Source organism: Mycolicibacterium houstonense (assembly GCF_900078665.2).
GTDB lineage: Bacteria > Actinomycetota > Actinomycetes > Mycobacteriales > Mycobacteriaceae > Mycobacterium > Mycobacterium houstonense.
This window is the reverse complement of the sequence record NZ_LT546207.1, coordinates 3308467-3334230: the sequence shown is the minus strand read 5'-3', so window position 1 is coordinate 3334230 and position 25764 is coordinate 3308467. Positions and strand designations below refer to the sequence as shown.

24 protein-coding genes and 2 pseudogenes are annotated in these 25764 nt (G+C 66.8%); 16 read left to right on the top strand and 10 right to left on the bottom strand.

Going from position 1 to position 25764, the window contains the following annotated elements:
• Position 1 precedes the first annotated feature (1 nt).
• The 3 genes from BN4332_RS16945 to BN4332_RS16935 all read left to right on the top strand — a co-directional run bounded on the left by BN4332_RS16945 (position 2) and on the right by BN4332_RS16935 (position 3067).
• Complete coding sequence (locus BN4332_RS16945; RefSeq protein ID WP_066899881.1) at positions 2–1033, top strand: LLM class F420-dependent oxidoreductase; 1032 nt, start codon at positions 2–4, stop codon at positions 1031–1033.
• Between the two features lie 118 nt (positions 1034–1151).
• On the top strand, positions 1152–1859 hold the full coding sequence (locus BN4332_RS16940) for an acetoacetate decarboxylase family protein (RefSeq protein ID WP_066899880.1): 708 nt from the start codon (positions 1152–1154) through the stop codon (positions 1857–1859).
• Entirely contained in the window at positions 1856–3067 is a 1212-nt protein-coding gene (locus BN4332_RS16935) for a cytochrome P450 (RefSeq protein WP_066899878.1), read from the top strand. The genes BN4332_RS16940 and BN4332_RS16935 overlap by 4 nt, the downstream gene beginning before the upstream one ends.
• Here BN4332_RS16935 and BN4332_RS16930 read toward each other — a convergent pair.
• Positions 3064–3717: a nitroreductase gene (locus BN4332_RS16930; protein WP_066899876.1), complete on the bottom strand. Its 654-nt coding sequence runs from the start codon at positions 3715–3717 to the stop codon at positions 3064–3066. The two genes, BN4332_RS16935 and BN4332_RS16930, sit on opposite strands and share 4 nt — an antisense overlap.
• 601 nt (positions 3718–4318) lie before the next feature.
• Positions 4319–5119 (bottom strand): crotonase/enoyl-CoA hydratase family protein, encoded by an 801-nt coding sequence (locus BN4332_RS16920; protein ID WP_066899874.1) that lies wholly within the window; start codon positions 5117–5119, stop codon positions 4319–4321.
• A 69-nt stretch (positions 5120–5188) separates the two neighbouring features.
• Here BN4332_RS16920 and BN4332_RS16915 point away from each other — a divergent pair, with 69 nt between their 5' ends.
• From BN4332_RS16915 to BN4332_RS16905, 3 genes are all read left to right on the top strand, one after another.
• Positions 5189–6838, top strand: a complete 1650-nt coding sequence (locus BN4332_RS16915; protein WP_066899872.1) for a medium/long-chain-fatty-acid--CoA/3-oxocholest-4-en-26-oate--CoA ligase — start codon at positions 5189–5191, stop codon at positions 6836–6838.
• Positions 6839–6867: 29 nt separating this feature from the next.
• Positions 6868–7989 carry an NAD(P)H-dependent flavin oxidoreductase gene (locus BN4332_RS16910; RefSeq protein ID WP_064900125.1) on the top strand — a complete coding sequence of 374 codons (1122 nt, stop codon included), beginning with the start codon at positions 6868–6870 and terminating at the stop codon, positions 7987–7989.
• A gap of 103 nt (positions 7990–8092) precedes the next feature.
• Positions 8093–8929 (top strand): class I SAM-dependent methyltransferase, encoded by an 837-nt coding sequence (locus tag BN4332_RS16905; protein ID WP_066900138.1) that lies wholly within the window; start codon positions 8093–8095, stop codon positions 8927–8929.
• Positions 8930–8935: 6 nt separating this feature from the next.
• On the opposite strand, the gene BN4332_RS16900 is transcribed toward BN4332_RS16905, so the two are convergent.
• Entirely contained in the window at positions 8936–10489 is a 1554-nt protein-coding gene (locus BN4332_RS16900; protein ID WP_066899870.1) for a succinic semialdehyde dehydrogenase, read from the bottom strand.
• A gap of 127 nt (positions 10490–10616) precedes the next feature.
• Here BN4332_RS16900 and BN4332_RS16895 point away from each other — a divergent pair, with 127 nt between their 5' ends.
• Positions 10617–11012, top strand: coding sequence for a VOC family protein (locus BN4332_RS16895; protein WP_066899869.1), 396 nt, complete (start codon positions 10617–10619; stop codon positions 11010–11012).
• On the opposite strand, the gene BN4332_RS16890 is transcribed toward BN4332_RS16895, so the two are convergent.
• Positions 10949–11674 carry an AraC family transcriptional regulator gene (locus BN4332_RS16890; RefSeq protein WP_066899867.1) on the bottom strand — a complete coding sequence of 242 codons (726 nt, stop codon included), beginning with the start codon at positions 11672–11674 and terminating at the stop codon, positions 10949–10951. The two genes, BN4332_RS16895 and BN4332_RS16890, sit on opposite strands and share 64 nt — an antisense overlap.
• Before the next feature lie 42 nt (positions 11675–11716).
• On the opposite strand from BN4332_RS16890, the gene BN4332_RS16885 reads away from it, so the two are divergent.
• Entirely contained in the window at positions 11717–12271 is a 555-nt protein-coding gene (locus BN4332_RS16885; protein WP_066899865.1) for a TetR/AcrR family transcriptional regulator, read from the top strand.
• Here the strand turns inward: BN4332_RS16885 and BN4332_RS16880 are convergent.
• The 6 genes and pseudogenes from BN4332_RS16880 to BN4332_RS16855 form a co-directional block, all read right to left on the bottom strand.
• Positions 12257–13231, bottom strand: a complete 975-nt coding sequence (locus tag BN4332_RS16880; protein WP_066899863.1) for an NAD-dependent epimerase/dehydratase family protein — start codon at positions 13229–13231, stop codon at positions 12257–12259. The two genes, BN4332_RS16885 and BN4332_RS16880, sit on opposite strands and share 15 nt — an antisense overlap.
• 69 nt (positions 13232–13300) lie before the next feature.
• A complete protein-coding gene (gene fadD17 / locus BN4332_RS16875; RefSeq protein ID WP_066899861.1) occupies positions 13301–14800 on the bottom strand; it encodes a long-chain-fatty-acid--CoA ligase FadD17 in 1500 nt (499 codons plus the stop codon).
• A 3-nt stretch (positions 14801–14803) separates the two neighbouring features.
• Positions 14804–15901, bottom strand: coding sequence for an acyl-CoA dehydrogenase family protein (locus BN4332_RS16870; protein WP_066899859.1), 1098 nt, complete (start codon positions 15899–15901; stop codon positions 14804–14806).
• 13 nt (positions 15902–15914) lie between these two features.
• Positions 15915–16508: pseudogene (locus tag BN4332_RS16865) on the bottom strand (acyl-CoA dehydrogenase family protein); the annotation flags it as partial.
• Between the two features lie 2 nt (positions 16509–16510).
• Positions 16511–16657, bottom strand: a pseudogene (locus BN4332_RS16860) (acyl-CoA dehydrogenase family protein); the annotation flags it as partial.
• A gap of 13 nt (positions 16658–16670) precedes the next feature.
• Positions 16671–17849 (bottom strand): acyl-CoA dehydrogenase family protein, encoded by a 1179-nt coding sequence (locus tag BN4332_RS16855; protein WP_066899857.1) that lies wholly within the window; start codon positions 17847–17849, stop codon positions 16671–16673.
• Positions 17850–18014: 165 nt separating this feature from the next.
• On the opposite strand from BN4332_RS16855, the gene BN4332_RS16850 reads away from it, so the two are divergent.
• The 8 genes from BN4332_RS16850 to BN4332_RS16815 form a co-directional block, all read left to right on the top strand.
• Entirely contained in the window at positions 18015–18206 is a 192-nt protein-coding gene (locus tag BN4332_RS16850) for a ferredoxin (protein WP_036391771.1), read from the top strand.
• 15 nt (positions 18207–18221) lie between these two features.
• Entirely contained in the window at positions 18222–19139 is a 918-nt protein-coding gene (locus tag BN4332_RS16845) for a 3-oxoacyl-ACP reductase (RefSeq protein ID WP_066899855.1), read from the top strand.
• Between the two features lie 281 nt (positions 19140–19420).
• The gene (locus BN4332_RS16840; RefSeq protein ID WP_003879810.1) at positions 19421–20185 is read left to right on the top strand and encodes an MlaE family ABC transporter permease; all 765 of its coding nucleotides are present in this window, start codon (positions 19421–19423) and stop codon (positions 20183–20185) included.
• A gap of 88 nt (positions 20186–20273) precedes the next feature.
• The gene (locus tag BN4332_RS16835) at positions 20274–21116 is read left to right on the top strand and encodes an ABC transporter permease (RefSeq protein ID WP_066899853.1); all 843 of its coding nucleotides are present in this window, start codon (positions 20274–20276) and stop codon (positions 21114–21116) included.
• 15 nt (positions 21117–21131) lie between these two features.
• Positions 21132–22337, top strand: a complete 1206-nt coding sequence (locus BN4332_RS16830; RefSeq protein WP_066899851.1) for an MCE family protein — start codon at positions 21132–21134, stop codon at positions 22335–22337.
• On the top strand, positions 22337–23383 hold the full coding sequence (locus tag BN4332_RS16825; RefSeq protein WP_066899849.1) for an MCE family protein: 1047 nt from the start codon (positions 22337–22339) through the stop codon (positions 23381–23383). Before BN4332_RS16830 ends, BN4332_RS16825 begins: the two co-directional genes overlap by 1 nt.
• Complete coding sequence (locus BN4332_RS16820; protein WP_066899847.1) at positions 23376–24434, top strand: virulence factor Mce family protein; 1059 nt, start codon at positions 23376–23378, stop codon at positions 24432–24434. Before BN4332_RS16825 ends, BN4332_RS16820 begins: the two co-directional genes overlap by 8 nt.
• On the top strand, positions 24431–25764 hold a 1334-nt coding region (locus BN4332_RS16815; RefSeq protein WP_066899845.1), incomplete at its 3' end, for an MCE family protein. The genes BN4332_RS16820 and BN4332_RS16815, both read left to right, overlap by 4 nt.

Here is a 25764-nt window from a genome sequence, read left to right as displayed (position 1 = left end):
AATGAAGCTGGGTCTGCAACTCGGATACTGGGGCGCACAGCCGCCGACCAATCACGCCGAACTCGTGGCCGCGGCCGAGGAGGCAGACTTCGACACTGTCTTCACCGCGGAGGCCTGGGGCTCGGACGCCTACACCCCGCTGGCCTGGTGGGGCCGCGAAACCAAGCGGATGCGCTTGGGTACCTCGGTCATCCAGATGTCCGCCCGCACGCCCACGGCGTGCGCGATGGCCGCGCTGACGCTCGACCACCTCTCCGGTGGCCGTCACATCCTCGGTCTCGGGGTGTCCGGCCCGCAGGTGGTGGAGGGGTGGTACGGCGCGAAGTTCCCGAAGCCGCTGGCCCGCACCCGCGAGTACATCGACATCCTGCGTCAGGTCTGGGCGCGCGAGGCCCCGGTGCACAGCGACGGACCGCACTATCCGCTGCCGGTGACCGGTGAGGGCACCACCGGCCTGGGCAAGAACCTCAAGCCGATAACTCATCCGTTGCGCGCCGACATCCCGGTCATGCTGGGTGCCGAGGGGCCCAAGAACGTCGCGCTGGCCGCCGAGATCGCCGACGGCTGGCTGCCGATCTTCTACTCGCCGCGCATCGCCGGCATGTACAACGAGTGGCTCGACGAGGGCTTCGCCCGGCCGGGCGCGCGTCGCACCCGCGAGACCTTCGAGATCTGCGCCACCGCGCAGGTCGTGGTCACCGACGACCGGCCCGCGATCATGGAGTTGATGAAGCCGCACCTGGCGCTGTACATGGGCGGAATGGGTGCCGAGGACACCAACTTCCACGCCGACGTGTACCGCCGGATGGGTTACGCGGAGGTCGTCGACGACGTCACCAAACTGTTCCGCAGTGACCGCAAAGACGAAGCGGCCAAGATCATCCCCGATGAACTGGTCGACGACTCCGCGATCGTCGGGAACCTCGACTACGTCAAGGAGCAGATCAAGGCGTGGGAGGCCGCAGGCGTGACGATGATGGTCGTCGGCGCCCGCTCCGTCGAGCAGATCCGTGACCTCGCGGCTCTCGTCTGAGTCCCGACTAGACACTTTCTTGCAACGTGTCTACTCGAGGTTCTAGATTTATGGCGTGAGTCACAGCGCTCCCGCTTCTGGGCCTTCGCAACACACGATCGCCGGCACCGTGCTCACGATGCCGGTGCAGATCCGCACCGCCGAGCAGCACATGGCGATGTTCTCGGTGGACGCCGATGCCGCGCAGCGCATGATCGATTACAGCGGGCTGCGCGTGTATCGGTTCCGGCCGCGCCGCGCCGTCGTCGTGCTGATGCTGATGCACTACATCGACGGCGACCTGGGGCCGTACCTGGAGTACGGCACCAACGTCATGGTGAACCGGCCCGGGTCCGAGGAGTCCGGGCTGCGCGGCCTTGGCTCGGCGGGGGCCTTCGTGCACCACCTGCCGGTCGACGGCGAGTTCACGCTGCAGGCCGGCCGGCAGATCTGGGGATACCCGAAGGTGTTGGCGGACTTCACCGTCCGCGACGCGGACAATGGGGCCGGGGTCCGCGACGGCAAGCCGTTCAGCTTCGACGTGAACATCGACGGCAGGTTCGCGGTCGGGATGGACTTCAAGCGTGGGCTCCCGGTGCCGTCGGCGTTCACCGCCAAGCCCCAGGTGCAGTCCACCTTCTCCCACCTCGACGGGGTACTACGCGAAACCGAAGGCATCATGCGGCTTTCCGGTGTGCGGTACCGGCCGGGCGGGGTTCGGCTCCGGCTCGGCGACCACCCGTACGCCGAAGAACTTGCCGCGCTGGGCCTGCCCAAACGGGCGATGTTGTCCAGCTCGGTCCGCAATGTGCAGATGACGTTTGCCGACGCCAAGGAGATTTCGTGACCCAGACCCTTCCCCCTACCAAGCCTGACGTCGATTTGGCCGACGGGAGGTTCTACTCCGACGGGGGCGCGCGCGAGGCCTACCGGTGGATGCGGGCGAATGAGCCGGTATTTCGCGACCGCAACGGCCAGGCGGCCGCAACGACGTATCAAGCCGTCCTCGATGCCGAACGCGCACCGGAACTGTTCTCCAGCGCCGGCGGTATCCGCCCGGATCAGCCCGGCATGCCGTACATGATCGACATGGACGATCCGGCCCACCTGTTGCGGCGCAAGCTGGTCAACTCGGGCTTCACCCGCAAGCGCGTGATGGACAAGGTCCCGTCGATCATGAATCTGTGCGACACCCTGATCGATGCGGTGTGCGAGCGCGGGGAATGCGACTTCGTCCGCGACATCGCCGCCCCGCTGCCGATGGCGGTGATCGGGGACATGCTCGGGGTGCTGCCCAGTGAACGCGAAATGCTGCTGAAGTGGTCCGACGACCTGGTGTGCGGGCTGTCCTCACACGTCGACGAGACCGTGATCCAGAAACTGATGGAGACCTTCGCCGCCTACACCGAGTTCACCAAGGATGAGATCACGAAGCGGCGGGCCAATCCGTCCGACGACCTGTTCTCGATCCTGGTCAACGCCGAGGTCGAGGGCCAGCGCATGAGTGACGACGAGATCGTCTTCGAGACGTTGCTCATCCTGATCGGCGGTGACGAGACCACGCGGCACACCCTGTCCGGAGGCGTCGAACAACTGCTGCGCAACCACGATCAGTGGGAGACGCTCGTCGCGAAACCGGATGCACTACCCGGCGCGATCGAGGAAATGCTGCGCTGGACGTCGCCGGTGAAGAACATGTGCCGCACGCTGACCGCCGACACCACATTCCACGGCACCGACCTCAAAGAGGGCGAGAAGGTCATGCTGATGTTCGAGTCGGCCAACTTCGACGAAGCCGTCTTCGAGAATCCCGACGAGTTCCGGATCGACCGGAACCCCAACAGCCACTTGGCGTTCGGCTTCGGAACCCACTTCTGCCTGGGTAACCAGCTGGCGCGCCTCGAGCTCAAGCTGATGGTCGAGCGGTTGCTCGTCCGGCTGCCTGACCTGCGCCTGGCCGACGGCGCACAGGTGCCGCTGCGGCCGGCCAACTTCGTCAGTGGCCCCGAAGCCATGCCGGTCGTGTTCACCCCGACGGCGCCGGTCGGGCCCTAGTCCGTTCGGAACACGACGTTGTCGCCGAGCGGATTGCGCGGCGTGCGTAGCGAATTCACCGGGAAGTCGCGGTCCGGGTAGCCGATCGCCAGGCCGCACAGAACGCGCAGATCGTCCGGTATCCCGAGCTGGTCGTGCACCACCTCGGGATACCCGGCGATCGAGACCTGGGTGCAGGTGCCCAACCCGCGGGCGGTCAACGCCAGGATGAGTGTCTGCAGGAACATGCCGACACTCATGCTGTCGACGTGGTCGAGGTCGCGATGCACGCAGACGACCCCGACCAGGGGCGCCCCGAAGAACTCCCAGTTGCGCAGCACCACGGCACGCCGGGCCTCGGCATCGTCACGGGAAATCCCGAGCGCGCCGAACACCGCGGCGCCGACCTCGAATCGATGGTGCTCGAATTGTGTAGGCAGAGCGGGAATCTGCGGTTCTGACATCTGAGCGGCCGCCAGGAGCGCCTTCACCAGCCGATCGCGTGCCGCGCCCGTGGCGAACACGGCCTGCCACGGTTGGATGTTGGAATTGGACGGCGCCCGGATCGCGAGTTCCAGCGCCTCGTCGACCAATTCCCGCGGAACGGGTTTGTCCGGCAGAAACTTCCGGGTGGAGCACCGCTGGTGGATCGCATCTTCGAGGTCGTACACAGCGCGCACGGTATCGATCTCGCTGCCGGCTGACCACCGGTTTTTCCGGTGGACCGCGAGATTGCTATGTGTGAGTTAAGTATTCGCTGTGCAAGGCGTGCCACCGGTTTCGCATAGCTAATCTAATTAGATAGTCTCGCAATATCGGGGGACATGGCGCGACGATTAGAGGAGTGCACGAGATGGCACGACATTCAACTGGGCGAAGCGTGTTGAGCGGAGTGGTGCTGGGTGGGGCGCTGTTGGCCGGAGCCGTCGGAATAGCCGGTCAGGCCAACGCGGCACTGGCCCCGGCGCCGACGAGCGTGCAGGCTGGGGGACCGGCGCCGTTGTCTTCGATGCCAACTCCGCCGTTGCACCCGTGGGGCCCGCCACCTCCACCGCCGCCACCGCCGTTCTGGGGTCCGCCCCCGCCGCCCCCACCGCCGTTCTGGGGTCCGCCACCGCCACCGCGGTTCTGGGGACCGCCGCCTCCGCCGCCGCATTGGGGGCCGCCGCCACCCGGACATTGGCGCTGAGCATTTGAGGGTGGCAAGACGACAACGCGGAGGATTGCTGCCACATGTTGACCGCAATCCTCCGCGTAAACGTCTGCCAGGAACTACTTCATCTGGAAGTTGGGCGGGCGCTTCTCGGCGAACGCGCGCGGGCCTTCCTTGGCGTCGTCGGACAGGAACACCGGGATGCCGTTGGCGGTGTCGGGCTTGAACGCCTCGTCCTCGTGCATGCCCTCGGTCTCGCGGATGGTCTTGAGGATCGCCTGCACGGCCAGCGGGCCGTTGTTGTTGATCACCTCGGCGATCTCCAGCGCCTTGTCCAGCGCGGTGCCGTCCGGGACGACGTGACCGATCAGGCCGTATTCGAGCGCCTGGGCCGCGGTGATGTGGCGGCCGGTCAGCAGCATGTCGCACGCGATGGTGTAGGGGATCTGGCGCACCAGGCGCACCGCCGAGCCGCCCATCGGGTACAGGCTCCACTTGGCCTCGGAGATGCCGAACTTGGCGCTCTCGCCGGCGACGCGGATATCGGTGCCCTGCAGGATCTCGGTACCGCCGGCGATGGCCGGACCCTCGACCGCGGCGATCAGGGGCTTCTTCAGCCGGCGGCCCTTGAGCAGACCGTCGATCCGTGACGGGTCGTAGCTGCCGTCCTTGAAGGAATCACCCGGCGGCTTCTTGGTCGCGCCCTTGAGATCCATGCCCGCGCAGAAGTACCCGCCCGCCCCGGTGAGGATGCAGGTACGGATCTCCGGATCGTTGTCGACGCGGTCCCAGGCCTCGACCATGATCGAGAGCATCTCGGTGGAAAGCGCGTTGCGCGCCTCCGGCCGGTTCAGCGTGACGATCAGGGTGTGTCCGCGCTGCTCAATGAGGGCGTCGGGCCCTTTTTCGGTATCGCTCACAGGGGATAGCCTCTCTGCATTTTCAACCCAGACTTGTCTCGAAATGTAACACGTTCTAGTTTAGGTTCTGTGGCTCTGAATATTGCTGATCTTGCCGAGCACGCCATCGACGCTGTGCCGGACCGTGTCGCGCTGATTTCCGGCGACGAGCAGCTGACCTACGGGCAGTTGGAGGAAAAGGCCAACCGCCTGGCCCACTATCTGATCGATCAGGGCGTCAAGAAGGACGACAAGGTCGGCCTGTACTGCCGCAACCGCATCGAAATCGTGATCGGGATGCTGGGCATCGTGAAGGCCGGCGCCATCCTGGTCAACGTCAACTTCCGGTACGTCGAGGGCGAACTCAAGTACCTGTTCGACAACTCCGACATGGTCGCGCTGATCCACGAGCGCCGCTACGCCGACCGGGTGGCCAACGTGCTGCCCGAGACTCCGGACGTGAAGACCATCCTGGTGGTCGAGGACGGGTCGGACGACGACTTCCAGCGCTACGGCGGCGTGGCCTTCGAGGATGCCCTGGCCCAGGGCTCGCCCGAGCGTGACTTCGGGCCCCGCAGCGCCGACGACATCTACCTGCTCTACACCGGCGGCACCACCGGCTTCCCCAAGGGCGTCATGTGGCGTCACGAGGACATCTACCGAGTGCTGTTCGGCGGCACCGACTTCGCCACCGGTGAGCCCGTCGCCGACGAGTACGACCTGTCCAAGCAGGCCGTGGCCAACCCGCCGATGATCCGGCTGCCCATCCCGCCGATGATCCACGGTGCCACGCAGTCGGCCACCTGGATGTCGCTGTTCTCCGGCCAGACCGTGGTGCTGGCACCGGAGTTCAACGCCGACGAGGTCTGGCAGATGATCCACGACTACAAGGTCAATCTGCTGTTCTTCACCGGCGACGCGATGGCCCGCCCGCTGCTGGACTCGCTGCTCGCCGCGCAGGCCCAGGGCAAGGAGTACGACCTGTCGAGCCTGTTCCTGCTCGCCAGCACCGCGGCCCTGTTCTCCACCAGCCTGAAGGAGAAGTTCCTCGAGCTGCTGCCCAACCGGATCATCACCGATTCGATCGGCTCGTCGGAGACCGGCTTCGGTGGCACCAGCATCGTGGCCAAGGGCCAGTCGCACACCGGCGGGCCGCGGGTCACCATCGACAAGAACACCAAGGTGCTCGACGAGGACGGCAACGAGGTCAAGCCGGGATCCGGTGTGCGCGGCATCATCGCCAAGTGCGGCCACATTCCGGTCGGCTACTTCAAGGACGAGAAGAAGACCGCCGAGACGTTCCGCACCTACAACGGGGTGCGCTACGCCATCCCCGGTGACTACGCCGAGGTGGAGGCCGACGGCAGCGTGACCATGCTGGGCCGCGGCTCGGTGTCGATCAACTCCGGTGGCGAGAAGATCTACCCCGAAGAAGTCGAGGCCGCGCTCAAGGGCCACCCGGACGTGTTCGACGCGTTGGTGGTCGGCGTGCCCGACGAGCGCTTCGGTCAGCACGTCGCCGCCGTCGTGCAGCCGCGCGAGGGGGCCCGCCCTACCCTCGCCGAACTCGATGCGTTCGTGCGCAGCGAGATCGCGGGATACAAAGTGCCGCGCAGCCTTTGGCTGGTCGACGAGGTTAAGCGTTCGCCGGCGGGCAAGCCCGACTACCGCTGGGCCAAGGACACCACCGAAGAACGGCCCGCCGATGACGTGCACGCCAATCACGTGGGAGCGAAATGACGGGGCGAGCGAAGCGACGGGAGAAATAGATGAAGACCGAACTCTGCGAACGGTTCGGGATCGAATACCCGATCTTCGTTTTCACCCCGTCGGAGAAAGTGGCCGCCGCGGTCAGCAAGGCCGGCGGTCTGGGTGTGCTCGGCTGCGTGCGGTTCAACGACGCCGACGACCTCGAAGAGGTCCTGCAGTGGATGGACGCCAACACCGGCGGTAAGCCCTATGGCGTCGACGTGGTGATGCCGGCCAAGATTCCCACCGAGGGCACGGCCGTCGACATCAACAAGCTCATCCCGCAGAGCCACCGCGACTTCGTCGCGAAAACCCTTGCCGATCTCGGTGTTCCGCCGCTGCCCGAAGACGAGGAGCGCAACGAGGGCGTGCTGGGCTGGCTGCACTCGGTGGCCCGCAGCCACGTCGAGGTGGCCCTCAAGCACCCGATCAAGCTGATCGCCAACGCGCTGGGATCGCCGCCGGTCGACGTGATCGAGCAGGCGCATGCCGCCGGGGTTCCGGTGGCCGCGCTGGCCGGCAGCGCCAAGCACGCGCTGCGCCACGTCGAGAACGGCGTCGACATCGTCGTTGCCCAGGGACACGAGGCCGGTGGCCACACCGGTGAGATCGGTTCGATGGTGTTGTGGCCGGAAATCGTTGACGCCCTTGACGGTAAGGCCCCGGTGCTGGCTGCCGGCGGTATCGGCACCGGCAAGCAGGTGGCGGCCGCGCTGGCGCTGGGTGCCTCCGGTGTGTGGATGGGCTCGGCGTTCCTGACCTCTCAGGAGTACGACCTGGGCCACCGGCTGCCGGGTGGCACCTCCACGATTCAGGAGGCGCTGCTCAAGGCCACCACCGCCGACACCGTGCGTCGCAAGATCTACACCGGCAAGCCGGCCCGGCTGCTCAAGACCAAGTGGACCGACGCGTGGGATGCCCCGGACGCACCGGAGCCGCTGCCGATGCCACTGCAGAACATCCTCGTCAGCGAGGCGCACCAGCGGATGAACGAGTCGGACAACCCCGACACCGTGTCGATGCCGGTCGGTCAGATCGTGGGCCGGATGAACGAGATCCGCCCGGTCGCCGACATCATCGCCGAACTGGTCTCCGGTTTCGAGGCGGCCACCAAGCGGCTGGACGGCATCGCCGAGAGCTGAGCCTCCGTACAGCGCGCTGAGCCTGCGTTCAGATCGCGATTTCGCACGATTTCACGATCTGGGCGCAGGCTCGACCGGGTTTACGGTCGGTATGGTTGAGCCGGTGAACGTTCAGGATGCGCTGGCCGCCAACCGGGCCAACTGGGACGACCGGGCCGAGGTACACGCCCGGTCCGAGATGTACGACGTGGCAGGGTTTCTCGCCGACCCCACCGACATCTCCTGGGTGGTGCGCAACGACCTGGAGGTGCTCGCGCCCCACCTGGGTGAGGGCGGGGTGAAGGGCCGCTCGCTGCTGCATCTGCAGTGCCACATCGGTACCGACACCATCTCCTGGGCGCGGCTCGGCGCCCGCGATGTCCACGGAGTCGACCTGTCGCCGAACTCGCTGCGGCACGCGGCCCGGATCGCCGAGGCGGACGGCCGGGACATCACCTGGGTGGAGGGCGATGCGCGGTTCGCGTCGGGTTTGATCCATCGACGCTTCGACACCGTGGTGACGAGTACCGGAACCATCGTCTGGCTGCCCGAACTCGCCAACTGGGCCAAGTCCATCCACGATCTGCTCGAACCCGGCGGAGTGTTCATGATCCGCGATGACCACCCCGTCCTGAGCGCCATGGACTACGAGCCGTGGGACATCACCGACGACTACCTCAGCGGCGGGGGAGTCCGAACCTACGACGACGCAGGGACGTACACCGAGAACTCGGCCGGTCAGATCAACAACGTGCGCAACCACGAGTGGCGCCACGACCTGTCCGAAATCGTCACGTGCCTGCTGCAGGCCGGGCTCGTCATCGAGGCATTGGCCGAACTGCCCTACATGGACTGGCAGGCATTCCCGGCCCTCGTGCCGTGTGAGCAGGGTTGGGCGCTGCCGCCGGGAGCGCCGCGGATCCCGCTGAACTTCGCGGTCGTCGCGCGGCGTCCCCGGTAACCCGGTTCAGCGTCCGGGCAGCTTCTGCACCGCCCGGATCATCGGGGTCAGCGCCTTCTGCCACACCGTCTGCGAGATCCCCAGCGGCGGATCGAGATTGATCACCCGTGCGGTGGAGACGGTCTGCGACTCGGTGTACTTCAGGATGCCGTCGGCGCCGTGGCGCCGTCCGACACCCGAGGCCTTCATGCCGCCCATCGGGGCCGCGGTGCTGCCGAACGCCAGGGCATAGCCCTCGTCGACGTTGACCGTGCCGGAGTTGATCCGGGCGGCGATCTCCTCGCCCTCGGACTTGGATCCGGCCCACACGCTGGCGTTCAGGCCGTATTCGGTGTCGTTGGCCTTCTCGATGGCCTCGGCGACCGAATCGACGGGGTAGATCGAGACCAGCGGACCGAAGGTCTCGTTGCGCGCGCATTCCATCTCGTCGGTGACACCGGTGAGCACGGTCGGTTCGTAGAACAGCGGCCCGATGTCAGGGCGGGCGTTACCTCCGGCGACGACCTTGGCGCCCTTGACCTTTGCGTCGTCGACGTGACCGGAGACCGTCTTGATCTGATCCTCGGAGATGAGGCTGCCCATATCGGCGGTGAAGTCGTAGGCGGCGGACAGGTTCATCTTGCGGACCTGCTCGCCGAACTTGGCGGTGAACTCGTTGGCGACCTCGCGCTCGACGTAGATTCGCTCGATCGAGATACACAGCTGGCCGGCGTTGGAGAAGCAGGCGCGGGTGGCAGCCTTCGCGACCACGTCCAGGTTGGCGCCCTTGGTGACGATCATCGGGTTCTTGCCGCCGAGTTCGGCGGAGAAGCCGATCAGCCGGCGGCCGCACTGCTCGGCCAGTGACCGACCGGTGGCGGTCGAACCGGTGAACATCAGGTAGTCGCAGTTCTCGACGATCGCGGTGCCCACCACCGAACCGGGTCCGGGCACGACCGCGAACAGCTCACGCGGCAGGCCGGCCTGGTACAGCAGCTCGGCATTGGCCAGCGTGCAGTACGGGGTCTGGCTGTCGGGTTTGATCACCACGGCGTTTCCGGCCAGCAGGGCCGGGATGGAGTCCGAGATCGACAGCGTCATCGGGTAGTTCCACGGCGAGATGACGCCGACGACGCCCTTGGGGTGGTGGTTGACCACGGTCTTGACGAATCCCGGCAGCAGGCCCTGCACCCGTTTGGGGGCGAGCAGCTTGGCAGCCTGCCGCGCGTAGTAGCGCGCGTTCAAGATGATGTCGACGATCTCTTCCTGCGCCGCCGAACGGGCCTTGCCGGTTTCGGCCTGGGCCACGTCCATCAGGAAGTCGCGATTGCGGGCCACCAGGTCGCCGAAGCGCTCGAGGATCGCCGCGCGCTCCTTGACCGGGCGCTTGGCCCACTGCTCCTGTGCGGCACGGGCTTTGGTGAATGCGGTGGTCACGTCCTCGGCGGTCCCGACCGGAATGGTGGTCAGCTCCTTGCCGGTGAACACCTCCTCGATCGGCCTGGACTGCCGGGCGCCGACGTCGTCGATGGCAACGAGAGCGCGCAGGCGGGCGAAATCGGCAGCGGACGGAGCGGGCATCGGGACTCTCCCTACTGGCGAGTAACTATCAGTCATGGTCAACCTACTCGGTACCCACGGTACGACCAAGACCGCGTTGTCCGATCTGTTCACGACAGGTCCCGTCCTCGCGTCCTAACCTGCGGATATGGCTTTGAACCTGAACTCGGCGGTCATCGAGATCGTCGCCGCGGACCTGCCCCGATCCCTCGACTTCTACCGGCTGCTGGGCCTGGAGGTGCCCGGGCCCGACGGCCCCCACGTCGAGGTGGCGTTGCCAGGGGGAAACCGGCTCGCATTCGACACCGAGGAGGTGATTGCGGGCATGCACCCCGGCTGGACGCCACCTGGCGGACCTGGCCGCGTGGCGCTGGCATTCGGGTTGGACTCGCCGGCCGACGTCGACGCGCTCTATGCGCGGATCACCGCGGCCGGACATCCCGGCACTCTTGAGCCCTTCGATGCGCCGTGGGGGCAGCGCTACGCGACCGTCGAAGATCCCGACGGCACCTCGGTGGATCTGTTCGCGGCGCTGGGGGACTGACCGAGTTGGCGCAATCCCACGCCCGTCAACGCACGGACCTCCCGGTGCAGATGGGACTGATCCGCATAGCCGGCCTGCGCCGCGACCGCCCCGGCGCTCAGCCCCGTGACGAGTAGTCCGACGGCGCGCCGGAAACGGAGGATGCGACGCAGGGTGGCCGGCCCGTACCCGTAGACCGCCGCGCACTGCCGCTGCAGTGTCCGATTTGACCAGCCGGCCCGGTGGGCCGCCGCGGCGACGGACCCGCCCCCTGCCAGTTGGCGCGTGACATCGGCGAGCACCGGCAGCGGCCACGGGGCGGTCTCGGTGCGCGGTGTCTCCGCGGCCAGTGTGGTGGTGAGCTCTTCGAGTGAACCGGGCGAGCCGACCGCACGCAGATCGCGTAGCTCGACCCGGATATCCCGCAGTTCGGACGCCGGAACACCGAGCAGGCGCGGCAGCACGCCGGGCCGAAACCGCAGCCCCCGCACCGGATCCCGGCTTCCCGCGGTGATGAATGCCGAGGTGTCCGGGCCGGCCACGACGATCGTGCCGTCCATCTCGATCAGGTCCATGCAACCGTCGGGCAGGATCCGGCCGGAGTCGGCCGGGCCGGTGCGAACCCATCGGCACTCCACGAGTTCGCGCAGCCGCGGCGGGGGTTGCAGTTCGCGGTAGCCCACGTCCCCGACGCTACCCGGGCCGTCGTGCGGTTGAATCGGGGAATGGCCGGGCGACCACGTGACACGTCGATCGACGAGCGGGTGCTCGCGGTGACCCGTGAACTGCTGGTCGAGGTGGGCTGGGACGATCTGAGCGTCCGCCTGGTCGCGGCTCGCTCCGGGGTCGGGCGGTCCAGCTTGAATCGGCGGTGGGCATCGAAAGCCGAACTGGTGCTGCACGCGATCCTCGGCGAGGCACCCGACATGTCGCCGTTTTCCGGCACGGATCTGGCCGGGTGGATCGAGTGGGTGGTGCGCGGCAGCCACGAACTGTTCAGCCGCGCCGACGTGAGCGAGGCGGTGCCGGGGTTGCTGCTCGCGTTGCGCGAGAACGCGGCGTTGCGCAAGGCGTTGTGGGACGGCTTCAGCGGGCCGGCGATCGAGATGTTCGCCGCCCGGGGATACGGGTCGGAATCGGTCGCGAAGGCCGTGCTGTCCATGGCGGCCGGCGCTGCGCTGTTCACCACCACGGTGGCGACCGACGACGATTCGCCCGAACTTCAGCAGCAGCTGGTGCGGTTGCTCAGCGACGCCCTGGGAGTGTCACCGCCGGAATGACGCGAGCATCGCCGCCTGTGGCGAGCGCCAGGCATCGATGCCCAGATCGGCCAGTGTGCTCTTGTCCTCGGTCGGGGTGGCGGCGGTGAGCAGCATGGCGGCCTCGTAGCTGATCCCGTCGCCGAGCGGCAGGATCCCGGCGAGCAGATCCGAGCACCAGCCGATGCCCCGGAACAGGCTTGCCGACAACGGGATCCGGCGGATCCGGCGTCCGGTGCCCTGTTCCAGTACGTCGATCATCTCGTTGAACGACACCATCACGCCGCCGCAGACATAGCGGCTGGGCCCGCGCCCCGGCGCCATCAGCCGCTCGTGTACCAGCGCGACGTCGCGCACGTCGATCATCTGCATCCCACCCGGCATACGCGGCGCCACACCGGCTTTGGCGATCGGGGCCCACCCGCGCTCGGTCACTCCGGCGGCGGTGAAATAGGCCGGGCCGACGACGCTCGACGGATACGTCACGACGACGGGTGCCCCGGATTCCTGCAACCGCCGGGCCACCCGATCGGCGTAGGCCTTGGTCTGCGCATACGGGCTGCGGCCTGTGGCGGGTGGGGTGTCGGCGGAGATCACGCCGTCGGGCGGTGGGAACAGCGAGCTGTAACTGCTGACCGAGACGACCGGATCGAGGCCGGCCTGGACGGCGCGGTGCAATACGGCCTCGGTGGCATGGGCGTTGATCTCCCACATCAGCTTCTCGCGTCGGCGATCGGTGCCGACGATGCCCGCGGCGTGGATCAGGGCGTCGCAGCCCTCGATCAGGTCAGCGACGGTGGCGCCGTCGCGGATGTCGCCCTCCAGCACGGTCATCTCACCGAGCGCGGCGAGATGACCGATCACCTCGTCGCCGGCGCAGCCGGGTGCGACCAGCAGGCGGATGCGATGGCCCGCCTCGAGCAGGCCTCGAACGGTGTGCGCGCCGAGGTAGCCGGTGCCGCCGGTGACTGCGATGTGCATGCTGCGCCTCCCAAGTTTCGATGCCGATGGTATCGAAATGGTTGGCGTGGGCGCCGCGCAGGTGTTCGCCTAGCGCGAGATCGGCCAGACCGGGTCGGCGCACTCGGTGCCCTCGGCCGACAACTGCCGCTTGATCACCTTGAACGTCTCGGTGCGCGGCAGCGCGGCGCCCACCCGCACGTATGACGGCCACTGTTTGGGCCCGAGGTCGGGCTGCTCCTGCAGAAACCGCCGGAACTTGTCGACATCGAACGCCGCATCCGGCGTCAACACCACGGCGGCCATCACTTGATCGCCGACCGAAGGATCGGGGATGGGGTAGACCGCGACCTCGGCAACATCGGGATGGCGTAACAGGATTCGCTCGATCGGCGCGGTACCGAGATTCTCGCCGTCCACCCGCATCCAGTCGCCGAGCCGCCCGGCGAAGTGGGCAAAACCGTTGTCGTCGAGGTAGGCCAGGTCGCCGGTGTGGTAGACGCCGCCGGCCATCCGGGCCGTCTCGGCGTCGGGATCGTTGTAGTAGCCGCGGAACCAGCCGGCGCCGGTGGGGTTCACCAGTTCGCCGACCACCCCGGGCGGACACGGCTGCCCGGTGTCCACGTCGACGATCGCCACCTGGTCGGTGAGCGGACCGAGGGCGTCTTCGGGGGTGTCGGGGGTACGGGCGATGGCGACACCGCCCTCGGTGGAACCGAATCCGTCGACCACCGTGACACCGAACCGCTCGGCGAAGCGGCGCAGGTCCCGCGGCGCACCCTCATTGCCGTAGAGGATCTTGAGCGGGTTGTCGGCATCGTCGGGCGCCGGCTCGGTGGCCAGGATGTAGGACAGCGGCTTGCCGACATAGTTGGCGTAGGTGGCGCCGTAGCGCCGGATGTCGGGCATGAAACCGGAGGCGGAAAACTTGCGCCGCAATGCGATCGACGCACCGGCCGCCGTCGCGACGGCCCAACCCGCCATGATCGCGTTGGAGTGGAACAGCGGCATCGACAGGTACACCGTGTCGGCCGGGCCCAGCCCGAAGCGGTCGGCCAGCATCTGTCCCGGAAATGCCACCTTGTCATGGGTGACCCGGACGGCCTTAGGATCGCCGCTGGTTCCCGAGGTGAAGATCAGCATGAACAGGTCGTCGGCCGACAGCTCGGCGAAGGACACCGGGGCATCCCGATACGAGGCGAGTTCGGTTGCCCAGTCGGCGGATTCGACGTCGATGTAGTCCACCCCGGGTGGGACGGTGATCGAGGAATCGGCCAGTACCAGCTGGCAGTCGGCATGCGCGACGTCGCGGGCCAGCGCCTCGCCGCGGCGGGTCTGGTTGAGCCCGACCGGCACCAGCCCGTCGAGGCCGGCGGCCACCAGCAGGCTGGAGAAGAACGTGGTGTTGCCCAGGAGCGCCCCGACATGCGGGGGTTCGGAGGGGTCCAACCGTGCCCGCAGCGCCGCAGCCAATTGCGCGCCGGCGGCGATGTGGTCAGCCCAGCTGACGAACGAATCGTCTTGGTGGATACCGCGTTCGGTGACCTCGGCCAGCGGAGCCAGCAGCTGGGTGACGGTTGGACCCCCCATCCGCTAGACCGGGGTGTCGGCGAGTTCGCGGCCGATGCGCAGCAGCTGCCCGGTTGCCCCGCCGACGCCGAACTCGGTCTGCTTGGCGGCCAGGAAGTACCGGTGCACCGGGTGGTCCATGTCGATGCCGACGCCACCGTGGACGTGCACCGCGGTGTGCGCCACGCGGTGGCCGGCCTCGGCGGCCCAGAACGCCGCGCTGGCGACATCGATGTCGGCGGGCAGATCCTCCGACAACCGCCAGGCCGCCTGGGTCAGCGTCAGGCGCAGGCCCTTGACGTCGATGTAGCCGTCGGCCAGCCGCGACGAGACCGCCTGGAAGCTGCCGATCGGGCGGTCGAACTGCTCGCGCTCGCGGGCATATTCAGACGTGAGTTCCAGGGCCCGCTCCAGCACACCGAGCTGGAAAGCGCTGCGGCCCAATGCCGCGTACGTGGTCAGCCAGGCCGCGACGTCCGCTCCGCCGACGAGGCGGGCGGCGTCCACGGTGGTGCCCTCGAGTTCCAGCAGGGCCACGCTGCCCTTGCCGGTGGTGCTCAATGGGGACACCGTGACGCCGGGATCGTCCTTGGCGACCAGGAAGACCGATGTACCCGAAGGGGATTCAGCGGGCACCAGGAACGCGTCGGCCACCGGCCCGTAGGTGACCAGGGTGCGGCTGCCGGTGAGCTTGTGGCCGGAACCGTCGGCCTGGGCCTGCACCGGACCCTGGCCCATCTCGCCGTCGAGCGCCACCGTGAGGACCTTGTCGCCGGCCACCGCGGGCTGTGCCCACTCGCTGCGCAGTTCCTCGGAACCGAACGCGGCCAGCGCGCCCGCACCCAGCACCACCGACTCCAGGTAGGGCACGGCGGCCAGTTGGCGGCCGAGTGCGGTCAGCACGGCCGCCTGCTCGAGCACACCGAACCCGCCGCCGCCCACCGACTCCGGTGCCGCGGCCGACAGTACGGCGGCCTCGACCAGCTTGGCCCACAGTTCGGCGTCGAAGGGCTGCTCCAGTTTGTCGAGCTCACGCTGGTGTTCGGGCGTGCACACCGATTCGGTGATCGTGCGCACCAGGCCGCCCAGATCGTCGGCGGCTTCAGTCGTCTTGAAATCCATTGGGATGCCGTCCTTACCGGTTCACTCGGGGCAGGCCGAGCGCGACCATGCCGATGATGTCACGCTGAATCTCGTTGGTGCCACCGCCGAACGTCAGGATCAGCGCCGACCGGTGGAACCGCTCGATGCGGCCCCGCAGCAGCGCGCCCTTGCTGTCCGGACGCAGCGTCGCCGCGGTGCCCAGCACCTCCATCAGCAAGCGATAGGCCTCGGTGGCCAGCTCGGTGCCGTACACCTTGGCCGCAGAGGCGTCCGCCGGAGAAGGTGCGCCGTCCGCTGAGGCCAGCTCCCAGTTGATCAGCTTGAGCACCTCGGCCTTGGCGTGCACGCGGGCCAGGTTGAGCTGGACCCACTCGGAGTCGATCACGCGCTTGCCGTGTACGTCCTTGGTGTTCTGGGCCCACTCGCGGACCCCGTCCAGCGCGACGTAGATCGGCTGCGCGGACACCAGGGCGACGCGCTCGTGGTTGAGCTGGTTGGTCACCAGCTTCCAGCCGGCATTCTCCTCGCCGACCAGGTTGCTGACCGGGATGCGAACGTCCTGGTAGTAGGTGGCGCTGGTGTCCACCCCGGACATGGTGTGCACCGGCGTCCAGGAGAAGCCTTCGNCTCGACCAGCTTGGCCCACAGTTCGGCGTCGAAGCGCTGCTCCAGTTTGTCGAGCTCACGCTGGTGTTCGGGCGTGCACACCGATTCGGTGATCGTGCGCACCAGGCCGCCCAGATCGTCGGCGGCTTCAGTCGTCTTGAAATCCATTGGGATGCCGTCCTTACCGGTTCACTCGGGGCAGGCCGAGCGCGACCATGCCGATGATGTCACGCTGAATCTCGTTGGTGCCACCGCCGAACGTCAGGATCAGCGCCGACCGGTGGAACCGCTCGATGCGGCCCCGCAGCAGCGCGCCCTTGCTGTCCGGACGCAGCGTCGCCGCGGTGCCCAGCACCTCCATCAGCAAGCGATAGGCCTCGGTGGCCAGCTCGGTGCCGTACACCTTGGCCGCAGAGGCGTCCGCCGGAGAAGGTGCGCCGTCCGCTGAGGCCAGCTCCCAGTTGATCAGCTTGAGCACCTCGGCCTTGGCGTGCACGCGGGCCAGGTTGAGCTGGACCCACTCGGAGTCGATCACGCGCTTGCCGTGTACGTCCTTGGTGTTCTGGGCCCACTCGCGGACCCCGTCCAGCGCGACGTAGATCGGCTGCGCGGACACCAGGGCGACGCGCTCGTGGTTGAGCTGGTTGGTCACCAGCTTCCAGCCGGCATTCTCCTCGCCGACCAGGTTGCTGACCGGGATGCGAACGTCCTGGTAGTAGGTGGCGCTGGTGTCCACCCCGGACATGGTGTGCACCGGCGTCCAGGAGAAGCCTTCGGCCGTGGTCGGCATGATCAGCATCGAGATGCCGCGGTGCTTCTTGGCCTCGGGGTTGGTGCGCACCGCCAGCCAGACGTAGTCGGCGTAGGCGATCAGCGATGTCCACATCTTCTGGCCGTTGACCACGTAGTCGTCGCCGTCGCGCACCGCGGTGGTCCGCAGTGCGGCCAGGTCGGTGCCCGCGCCGGGCTCGGAGTAACCGATCGAGAAGTGCAGCTCGCCGGCGGCGATCTTGGGCAGGAAGAACTTCTTCTGTTCCTCGGTGCCGAAGTGCATGATCGTCGGCGCGACGCTGTTGATGGTCAGGAACGGCACCGGGGCGCCGGCGATCGCGGCCTCGTCGGTGAAGATCAGCCCGTCCATCGGCGGCCGGGCCTGGCCGCCGAACTCCTCGGGCCAGCTCAGCGTGAGCCAGCCGTCCTTGCCCATCTGCGCGACGGTGTCCCGGTAGACGTTGCCGCGACCCATCTCGCCTTCGGAGGAGCTGAGGGCCTCAACCCGCTCCGGCGTCATCAACTTGGAGAAGTACGCGCGCAACTCGCGGCGCAGCTCCTCCTGCTCGGGGGTGTAACCGATCCGCATACCGCTGCATCCTCACTGCTTGATAGACCTGAGTTCTCACCTGGTTGTAACACGTTCTAGTCTTAGGATCCAGGCCGGTATCGGACTGGTATCCGTCAGGTGGGGTCGTATTCTGTGGCTGCGTGCACGCAGCCCCGTGTGCGCACACGTCACGAGGAGGTCGCCATGCGAGTTGAAGTTGACCGGGATCGTTGCGAAGGCAATGCGGTGTGCGTGGGTATTGCCCCCGATTTGTTCGATCTTGATGACGACGACTACGCCGTGGTCAAGTCTGATCCGGTGCCTGCCGACCAGGAGGATCTGGCCGAGCAGTCCATCGCCGAATGCCCCCGGGCAGCCCTGATCCGAAAAGACTAGAGGTATTCATAAACTATGACTGACGACGCACAGATCGACCTGTCCGGGAAGGTGGCCGTGGTCACCGGTGCGGCCGCCGGATTGGGCCGCGCCGAAGCCATCGGCCTGGCCAAGGCCGGGGCGACCGTGGTGGTCAACGACATGGCCGGCGCGCTGGATGCCTCTGACGTCCTCGACGAGATCGCAGCGGCGGGCTCCAAGGGTGTCGCGGTTGCCGGCGACATCAGCGCGCGCTCGACAGCCGACGAGCTGATCGCCGCCGCCGACGGTCTCGGCGGACTGGGCATCGTCGTCAACAACGCCGGCATCACCCGCGACCGGATCCTCTTCAACATGAGTGACGAGGAGTGGGACGCGGTCATCGCGGTGCACCTGCGGGGTCACTTCCTGCTGACCCGCAACGCGGCCGTTTACTGGCGCAACAAGGCCAAGGCGGGCGACGGTACCGTCTACGGCCGGATCATCAACACCTCGTCGGAGGCCGGGCTGTCGGGCCCGGTCGGTCAGCCCAACTACGGCGCCGCGAAGGCGGGCATCACGGCACTCACCGTGTCGGCGGCCCGGGCCCTGGAGCGCTTCGGTGTGCGGGCCAATGCCATCGCTCCGCGCGCCCGCACCGCCATGACGGCGGGCGGATTCGGCGACGCGCCCGAGTTGGCCAGCGGCCAGGTCGATCCGCTGTCGACCGACCATGTGGTCACTTTGGTGCGATTCCTGGCTTCGCCTGCATCCGAAGCGGTGAACGGTCAGCTGTTCATCGTCTATGGTCCAACTGTCACGTTGGTCGCGCCCCCTACGGCGGAGAAGCACTTCACCGCGGACTCCGCCGCCTGGGATCCGGCAGACCTGAGCGGGACACTGCACGAGTACTTTGCTGATCGTGATCCGGAGCGTGGATTCTCGGCCACCGAGCTGATGACTTCACGAGACTGACGGTCTCGTTAACCGAGGCTCAGCGGAAGTAGAACTTGTTCCAGTGTGCATCTGGCTCTGCTTGCTCTGAGCTGCGAAAACGTCGCCTGACATCAAGATTTTGAATTCTTTGACAGTGCGAACGTGTTCTAGTTAATATGATCCGGCTCACTAAGAGCGCGATAAGACAAAGGGGTGGGAGAGCGATCACGACATGTGGTCGCCGGATTTTCGCCAACGCGAGTTTCCGCAAATTCACCTACCTCTGAGTCCCACCCAGACGTACGAGAACGGAGCCCAGGTTGATCGAACAGCTTGCGGTTCCGGCCCGGGCCGTGGGCGGCTTCGTCGAGATGTCCTTGGACACCTTCGCCAAGATGTTCCGTCGACCGTTCCAGTTCAAGGAGTTCCTCGATCAGACCTGGATGATCGCGCGGGTCTCCCTGGTGCCGACGCTGTTGGTCGCCATTCCGTTCACGGTCCTGGTCGCGTTCACGCTCAACATCCTCCTTCGTGAGATCGGTGCCGCCGACCTGTCCGGCGCCGGCACCGCCTTCGGCACCATCACCCAGCTCGGTCCGGTCGTGACCGTGCTGGTGGTGGCCGGCGCAGGCGCCACCGCGATCTGCGCCGACCTGGGCGCCCGCACCATCCGCGAGGAGATCGACGCCATGCGGGTGCTGGGTATCGACCCGATCCAACGGCTGGTCGTGCCCCGGGTGCTCGCCTCGACGTTCGTCGCGCTGCTGCTCAACGGCCTGGTCTGTGCGATCGGCCTGGCCGGCGGCTATGTCTTCTCGGTGTTCCTGCAGGGCGTCAACCCGGGCTCCTTCATCAACGGCCTGACCGTGCTCACCGGACTCGGCGAGCTGGTGCTGGCCGAGATCAAGGCGCTGCTGTTCGGCGTGGTGGCCGGCCTGGTCGGGTGCTACCGCGGGTTGACCGTAAAAGGAGGCCCGAAGGGTGTCGGTAACGCAGTGAACGAAACGGTGGTCTACGCCTTCATCTGCCTGTTCGTGATCAACGTGATCATGACGGCCATCGGGGTGAGAGTGCTGGTGCGTTGATGAGCGCTTGCGCGAAGAACATGGACCTGATGAGCGCTTGCGCGAAGAACATGGATCTGATGAGCGCTTGCGCGAAGAAGAGACAACTATGAGTTACGACGCCACCCTCCGCTTCCGCCGGCTGTTCCGCGGCGTGCCCAAGACCGTCGACACCGTCGGCGAGCAGGCGCTGTTCTACGGCGAGACCATGCGGTACCTGCCGAATGCGATCAACCGGTACCGCAAGGAGACCATCCGGCTGGTGGCCGAGATGACCATGGGCGCCGGCGCGCTGGTGATGATCGGCGGCACCGTCGGTGTCGCGGCCTTCCTCACCCTGGCCTCCGGCGGCGTCATCGCGGTGCAGGGTTATTCGTCGCTGGGCAACATCGGCATCGAAGCCCTGACCGGCTTCCTGTCCGCATTCCTCAACGTGCGCATCGTGGCGCCGGTGATCGCCGGTATCGCGCTGGCCGCGACGATCGGCGCGGGTGCCACCGCCCAGCTCGGGGCCATGCGGGTCGCCGAGGAGATCGACGCCGTCGAGGCGATGGCCGTCCACGCGGTGTCCTACCTGGTCTCGACCCGCCTGTTGGCCGGTCTGATCGCGATCGTCCCGCTGTACTCGCTGTCCGTGCTGGCCGCGTTCTTCGCCGCGAGGTTCACCACGGTGTTCATCAACGGCCAGTCCGCGGGCCTGTACGACCACTACTTCAATACCTTCCTGATACCGAGCGACCTGCTGTGGTCGTTCCTGCAGGCGATCGTGATGGCGATCGCGGTGATGCTGGTGCACACCTATTACGGCTACAACGCCTCCGGTGGACCGGTCGGTGTGGGCATCGCGGTCGGTCAGGCCGTGCGCACCTCGCTGATCGTGGTGGTCACCATCACCCTGTTCATCTCCCTGGCCGTCTACGGCGCGTCCGGCAACTTCAACCTCGCGGGTTAGGTGGCAGGAATCTCCATGTCAGACGCAACGTCCAAACACCGGCGCCATGTCCGGATCGCCGCCGCCATCCTGGCTGCGATCGTGGCAGCCGCGGTGATCTTCACCTACCTGTCCTACACCGCCGCGTTCACGCCGACCGACACCGTCAGCCTGACCGCACCGCGCGCGGGCCTGGTGATGGAGCAAGACGCCAAGGTGAAGTACCGGGGCATCCAGATCGGCAAGGTCACCGACATCGCGTACGCCGGCAACGAAGCGAAGCTGACGCTCTCGATCAAGCGCGGCGAGATGCAGTACATCCCGTCCAACGCCACAGTGCGGATCGCGGGCAACACGATCTTCGGCGCCAAGTCGGTGGAGTTCCTGCCGCCGGAGGAGCCGCAGCCCACCTCACTGCGACCGGGCAGCACCGTCGCGGCCAAGGACGTGCAGCTGGAGGTCAACACCCTCTTCCAGACGCTGTCCGACGTGCTCAACAAGATCGACCCGGTCAGCCTGAACGCCACCCTGACCGCGCTCGGTGAAGGCCTGCGCGGCCACGGTGACGATCTGGGCGCGGCGATGTCGGGCCTCAACGGCTATCTGCAGCAGATCAATCCGAAGCTCCCGACCCTGCAGGACGACTTCGCCAAGGCGGCCGTGGTCGCCAACATCTACGGCGACGCCGGACCCGATCTGGCCCGGGTGATCGACAACGTGCCCGCGCTGAACCAGACCATCGTCGACGAGAAGACCAACCTCAACGCCACGTTGCTGGCCGCGACCGGGCTGGCCAACAACGGCACCGCGACCCTGCAGCCGGCCGCCGACGACTACATCGCCGCGATTCAGCGGCTGCGCGCCCCGCTCAAGGTGGCGGGCGACTACTCGCCCGAATTCGGCTGTGTGTTGAAGGGTGTATCGGTCGGTGTGGACCGGTTCGCGCCGATCATCGGTGGTATCCGCCCCGGCCTGTTCGTGTCGTCGAACTTCCTGCCGGGCGCACCGGCCTACACCTACCCCGAGAGCCTGCCGATCGTGAACGCCTCCGGCGGCCCCAACTGCCGTGGCTTGCCGGACATGCCGTCGAAGCAGTTCGGCGGTAGCTGGTTCCACTCGCCGTTCCTGGTGACCGACAACGCCTACGTCCCGTTCCAGCCCAACACCGAGGTGCAGTTCGACGCCCCGGCGACCCTGCAGTTCCTGTTCAACGGCGCGTACGCGGAAAGGGACGATTACTGATGGCGTCCAGTGCGCGTCCTGACCGGACCATGCTCAAGGTCAGCATCTTCACCATCGCGATGCTGTTGGTGGCGGCGATGCTGGTCGTGGTGTTCGGCGAGTTCCGGTTCGCCTCGGAGAACGGCTACCACGCGACATTCCGTGAGGCGTCGCGGCTGAAGGCCGGTCAGGATGTCCGCATCGCGGGCGTCCCGGTGGGCACGGTCAATGCGGTCAAACTCAACCCGGACAACACCGTCGATGTGTCGTTCGACGTCAACAAGCGCTACCAGCTCTACACGTCCAGCCGGGCTCAGGTGCGTTACGAGAATCTGGTCGGCGACCGGTATCTGGAGATCACCTCGGGTCCCGGAGAGCTGCGCAAGCTCGCGCCCGGGGCGACCATCCCGCCGGAGAACACCCAGCCGGCGCTGGATCTCGACGCCCTGTTGGGTGGGCTGCGGCCGGTGCTCAAGGGCCTCGACGGCAACAAGGTCAACGAGATCTCCAACGCGGTGATCGAGCTGCTGCAGGGCCAGGGCGGGGCGCTGGCGAACATGCTGACCAGCACGAGCGCGTTCACCCAGAACCTGGCCGCCCGCGACCAGTTGATCGGTGACGTGATCACCAACCTGAACACGGTGCTGAGCACGGTCGACGAGAAGGGCGCTCAGTTCGACACCAGCGTCGACGAACTGCAGAAGCTGATCACCGGCCTCGCCGAGGGGCGCGACCCGATCGCCGGTGCGATCGGACCGCTGGCCTCGGCCGAGAACGACCTGACCGAGATGCTGGAGAAGTCGCGTCGACCGATCCAGGGCGTGATCGAGAACGCGCGGCCGCTCGCGCAGCGTCTCGACGAACGCAAGGGCGACGTCAACAAGGTCATCGAACCGCTCGCCGAGAACTACCTGCGGCTCAATGCGCTCGGCGCCTATGGCTCGTTCTTCAACATCTACTACTGCTCGATCCGGATGAAGGTCAACGGTCCGGCCGGCAGCGACATCCTGATTCCGTTCGGCGGCCCGCCGGACCCGTCCAAGGGGAGGTGTTCGGAAAGTGGCTAAGCGCGACGGCGATACGGCGCTGCGCACCGGCATATTCGGAATTGCCCTCGTCGCGTGCGTGGTGCTGGTGTCGTTCGGCTACACCGGGCTTCCGTTCTTCCCGCAGGGCAAGCAGTACGAGGCGTATTTCAGCGACGCAGGCGGCATCGACCCGGGCAACGACGTTCACGTCTCAGGGATCACGGTGGGCAAGGTCACCGAGGTATCCCTGGCCGGTGACACCGCCAAGGTCAACTTCACCGTGGACCGCAAGATCAAGGTGGGCGACCAATCGCTTGTCGCGATCAAGACCGAAACCGTGCTCGGGCAGAAGGCATTGTCGGTGACGCCGAAGGGCACCGGCACGTCGACGGTGATCCCGTTGGGCCGCACCACGACTCCGTACACGCTCAATACCGCCCTGCAGGATCTGGGCCAGAACGCCACCGCGCTGGACAAGCCGAAGTTCGAGCAGGCCCTCCAGACGTTGACCGACACGCTGCGCGACGCCACGCCGCAGCTGCGGGGTGCACTCGACGGGGTTGCCAACCTGTCGCGCAGCATCAACAAGCGCGACGAGGCCCTGGACGGGTTGCTCACCCACGCCAAGCGCGTGTCGGATCTGCTGGCCGCGCGCGCCGGGCAGGTCAACCAGTTGGTGACCGACGGCAACCAACTGTTCGCCGCACTCGCCGAGCGCAGGCAGGCGTTGAGCAACCTGATCGCCGGAATCGACGATGTGTCCCGGCAACTTTCGGGATTCGTCGCCGACAACCGCAAGGAGTTCAAGCCGGCGCTCGACAACCTCAACCTGGTGATGGACAACCTGCTGGAGCGTCGCGAGCACATCGGCGAGGCGCTCAAGAGATTGCCGCCGTACGCGACGGCGCTCGCCGAGGTGGTCGGCAACGGCCCCGGCTTCAACATCAACCTGTACGGTCTGCCGCCCGCGGCGATGTCCGAGGTGCTGCTCGACACCTACTTCCAGCCGGGCAAGCTGCCCGACAGCCTTGCCGACATGCTGCGTGGATACATTTCCGAACGGACGATCATTAGGCCGAAATCGCCATGACACAACAGAATTCGGGTTCCGGGCGGAACCGCTGGATACGGTTTGCGCTGGCCGCGCTGCTGATCGGCGTACTCGCCGTCGGTGTGTACCAGGTGTGGCCGTCGCGCACTGGCCCCAAGCTCACGGCGTACTTCACCAACGCGGTCGGCCTGTACCCGGGCGACGAGGTGCGGATCGTGGGTGTGCCCGTTGGCACGATCGACTCGATCGAGCCGCGAGCGTCGGACGTCAAGATCGAGATGACCCTCGATCGGGGTATCAAGGTGCCCGCGGATGCCAAGGCGTTGATTCTCTCGCCGAACCTGGTTTCTGCCAGGTTCATTCAGCTCACGCCCGCCTACACCGAGGGCGAGGTGATGGCCGACGGCGCCTCGATCGGGCTCGACCGCACCGGGGTTCCGGTCGAGTGGGACGAGGTCAAGGAGCAACTGACCCAGCTGAGTACGCAGCTCGGACCCCAGCCCGGCTCGGTGCAGGGCCCGATCGCGCAGTTCGTCGACCAGGCCGCCGCCACGTTCGACGGCAACGGAGACTCGTTCCGCAATGCGCTGCGTGAGTTGTCCCAAACTGCGGGACGGTTGGGCGACTCCCGCACCGACCTGTTCGGCACCGTGAAAAACCTGCAGGTCTTGGTCGACGCGCTGTCCAACAGCAACGAACAGATCGTGCAGTTCACCAATCACGTGGCGTCGGTCTCGCAGGTGCTGGCCGACAGCTCCAGCGGTCTCGACCAGACCCTGGGCACCCTGAATCAGGCACTGAGCGACGTCCGCGGTTTCCTGAACGAGAACAACGAGGCATTGATCGCGCAGGTGGGCAAGCTCGCCGACTTCACCCAGATCATGACCGACCACAGCGACGACATCGAGCAGATCCTGCACGTCACGCCCCACGGGTTGGCGAACTTCTACAACATCTACAACCCGGCGCAGGGCACCGTCGGTGGTCTGCTGTCGCTGCCCAACTTCGCCAACCCGGTGCAGTTCATCTGCGGTGGCACGTTCGACACCGGCGCCAACCCGGACAACTTCAAGCGTGCCGAGATCTGCCGGCAGCGCATGGGCCCCGTGCTCAAGCGCATCACGATGAACTACCCGCCGGTGCTGTTCCACCCGGTCAACAGCATCACGGCCTACAAGGGGCAGATCATCTACGACACCCCGCAGACCGAGGCCAAGTCGGAGACGCCGGTGCCGTATCTGCAGTGGCAGAACGCCCCGGGTGTGACTCCGCCGCAGATCCCGCCTGACGCGTCGCTGAGCTCGCTGATCCTGCCGCCGGACGGAGCCGCGCCCCCGCCCGGCACCGGGGTCGGCCCGCAACCCGGACC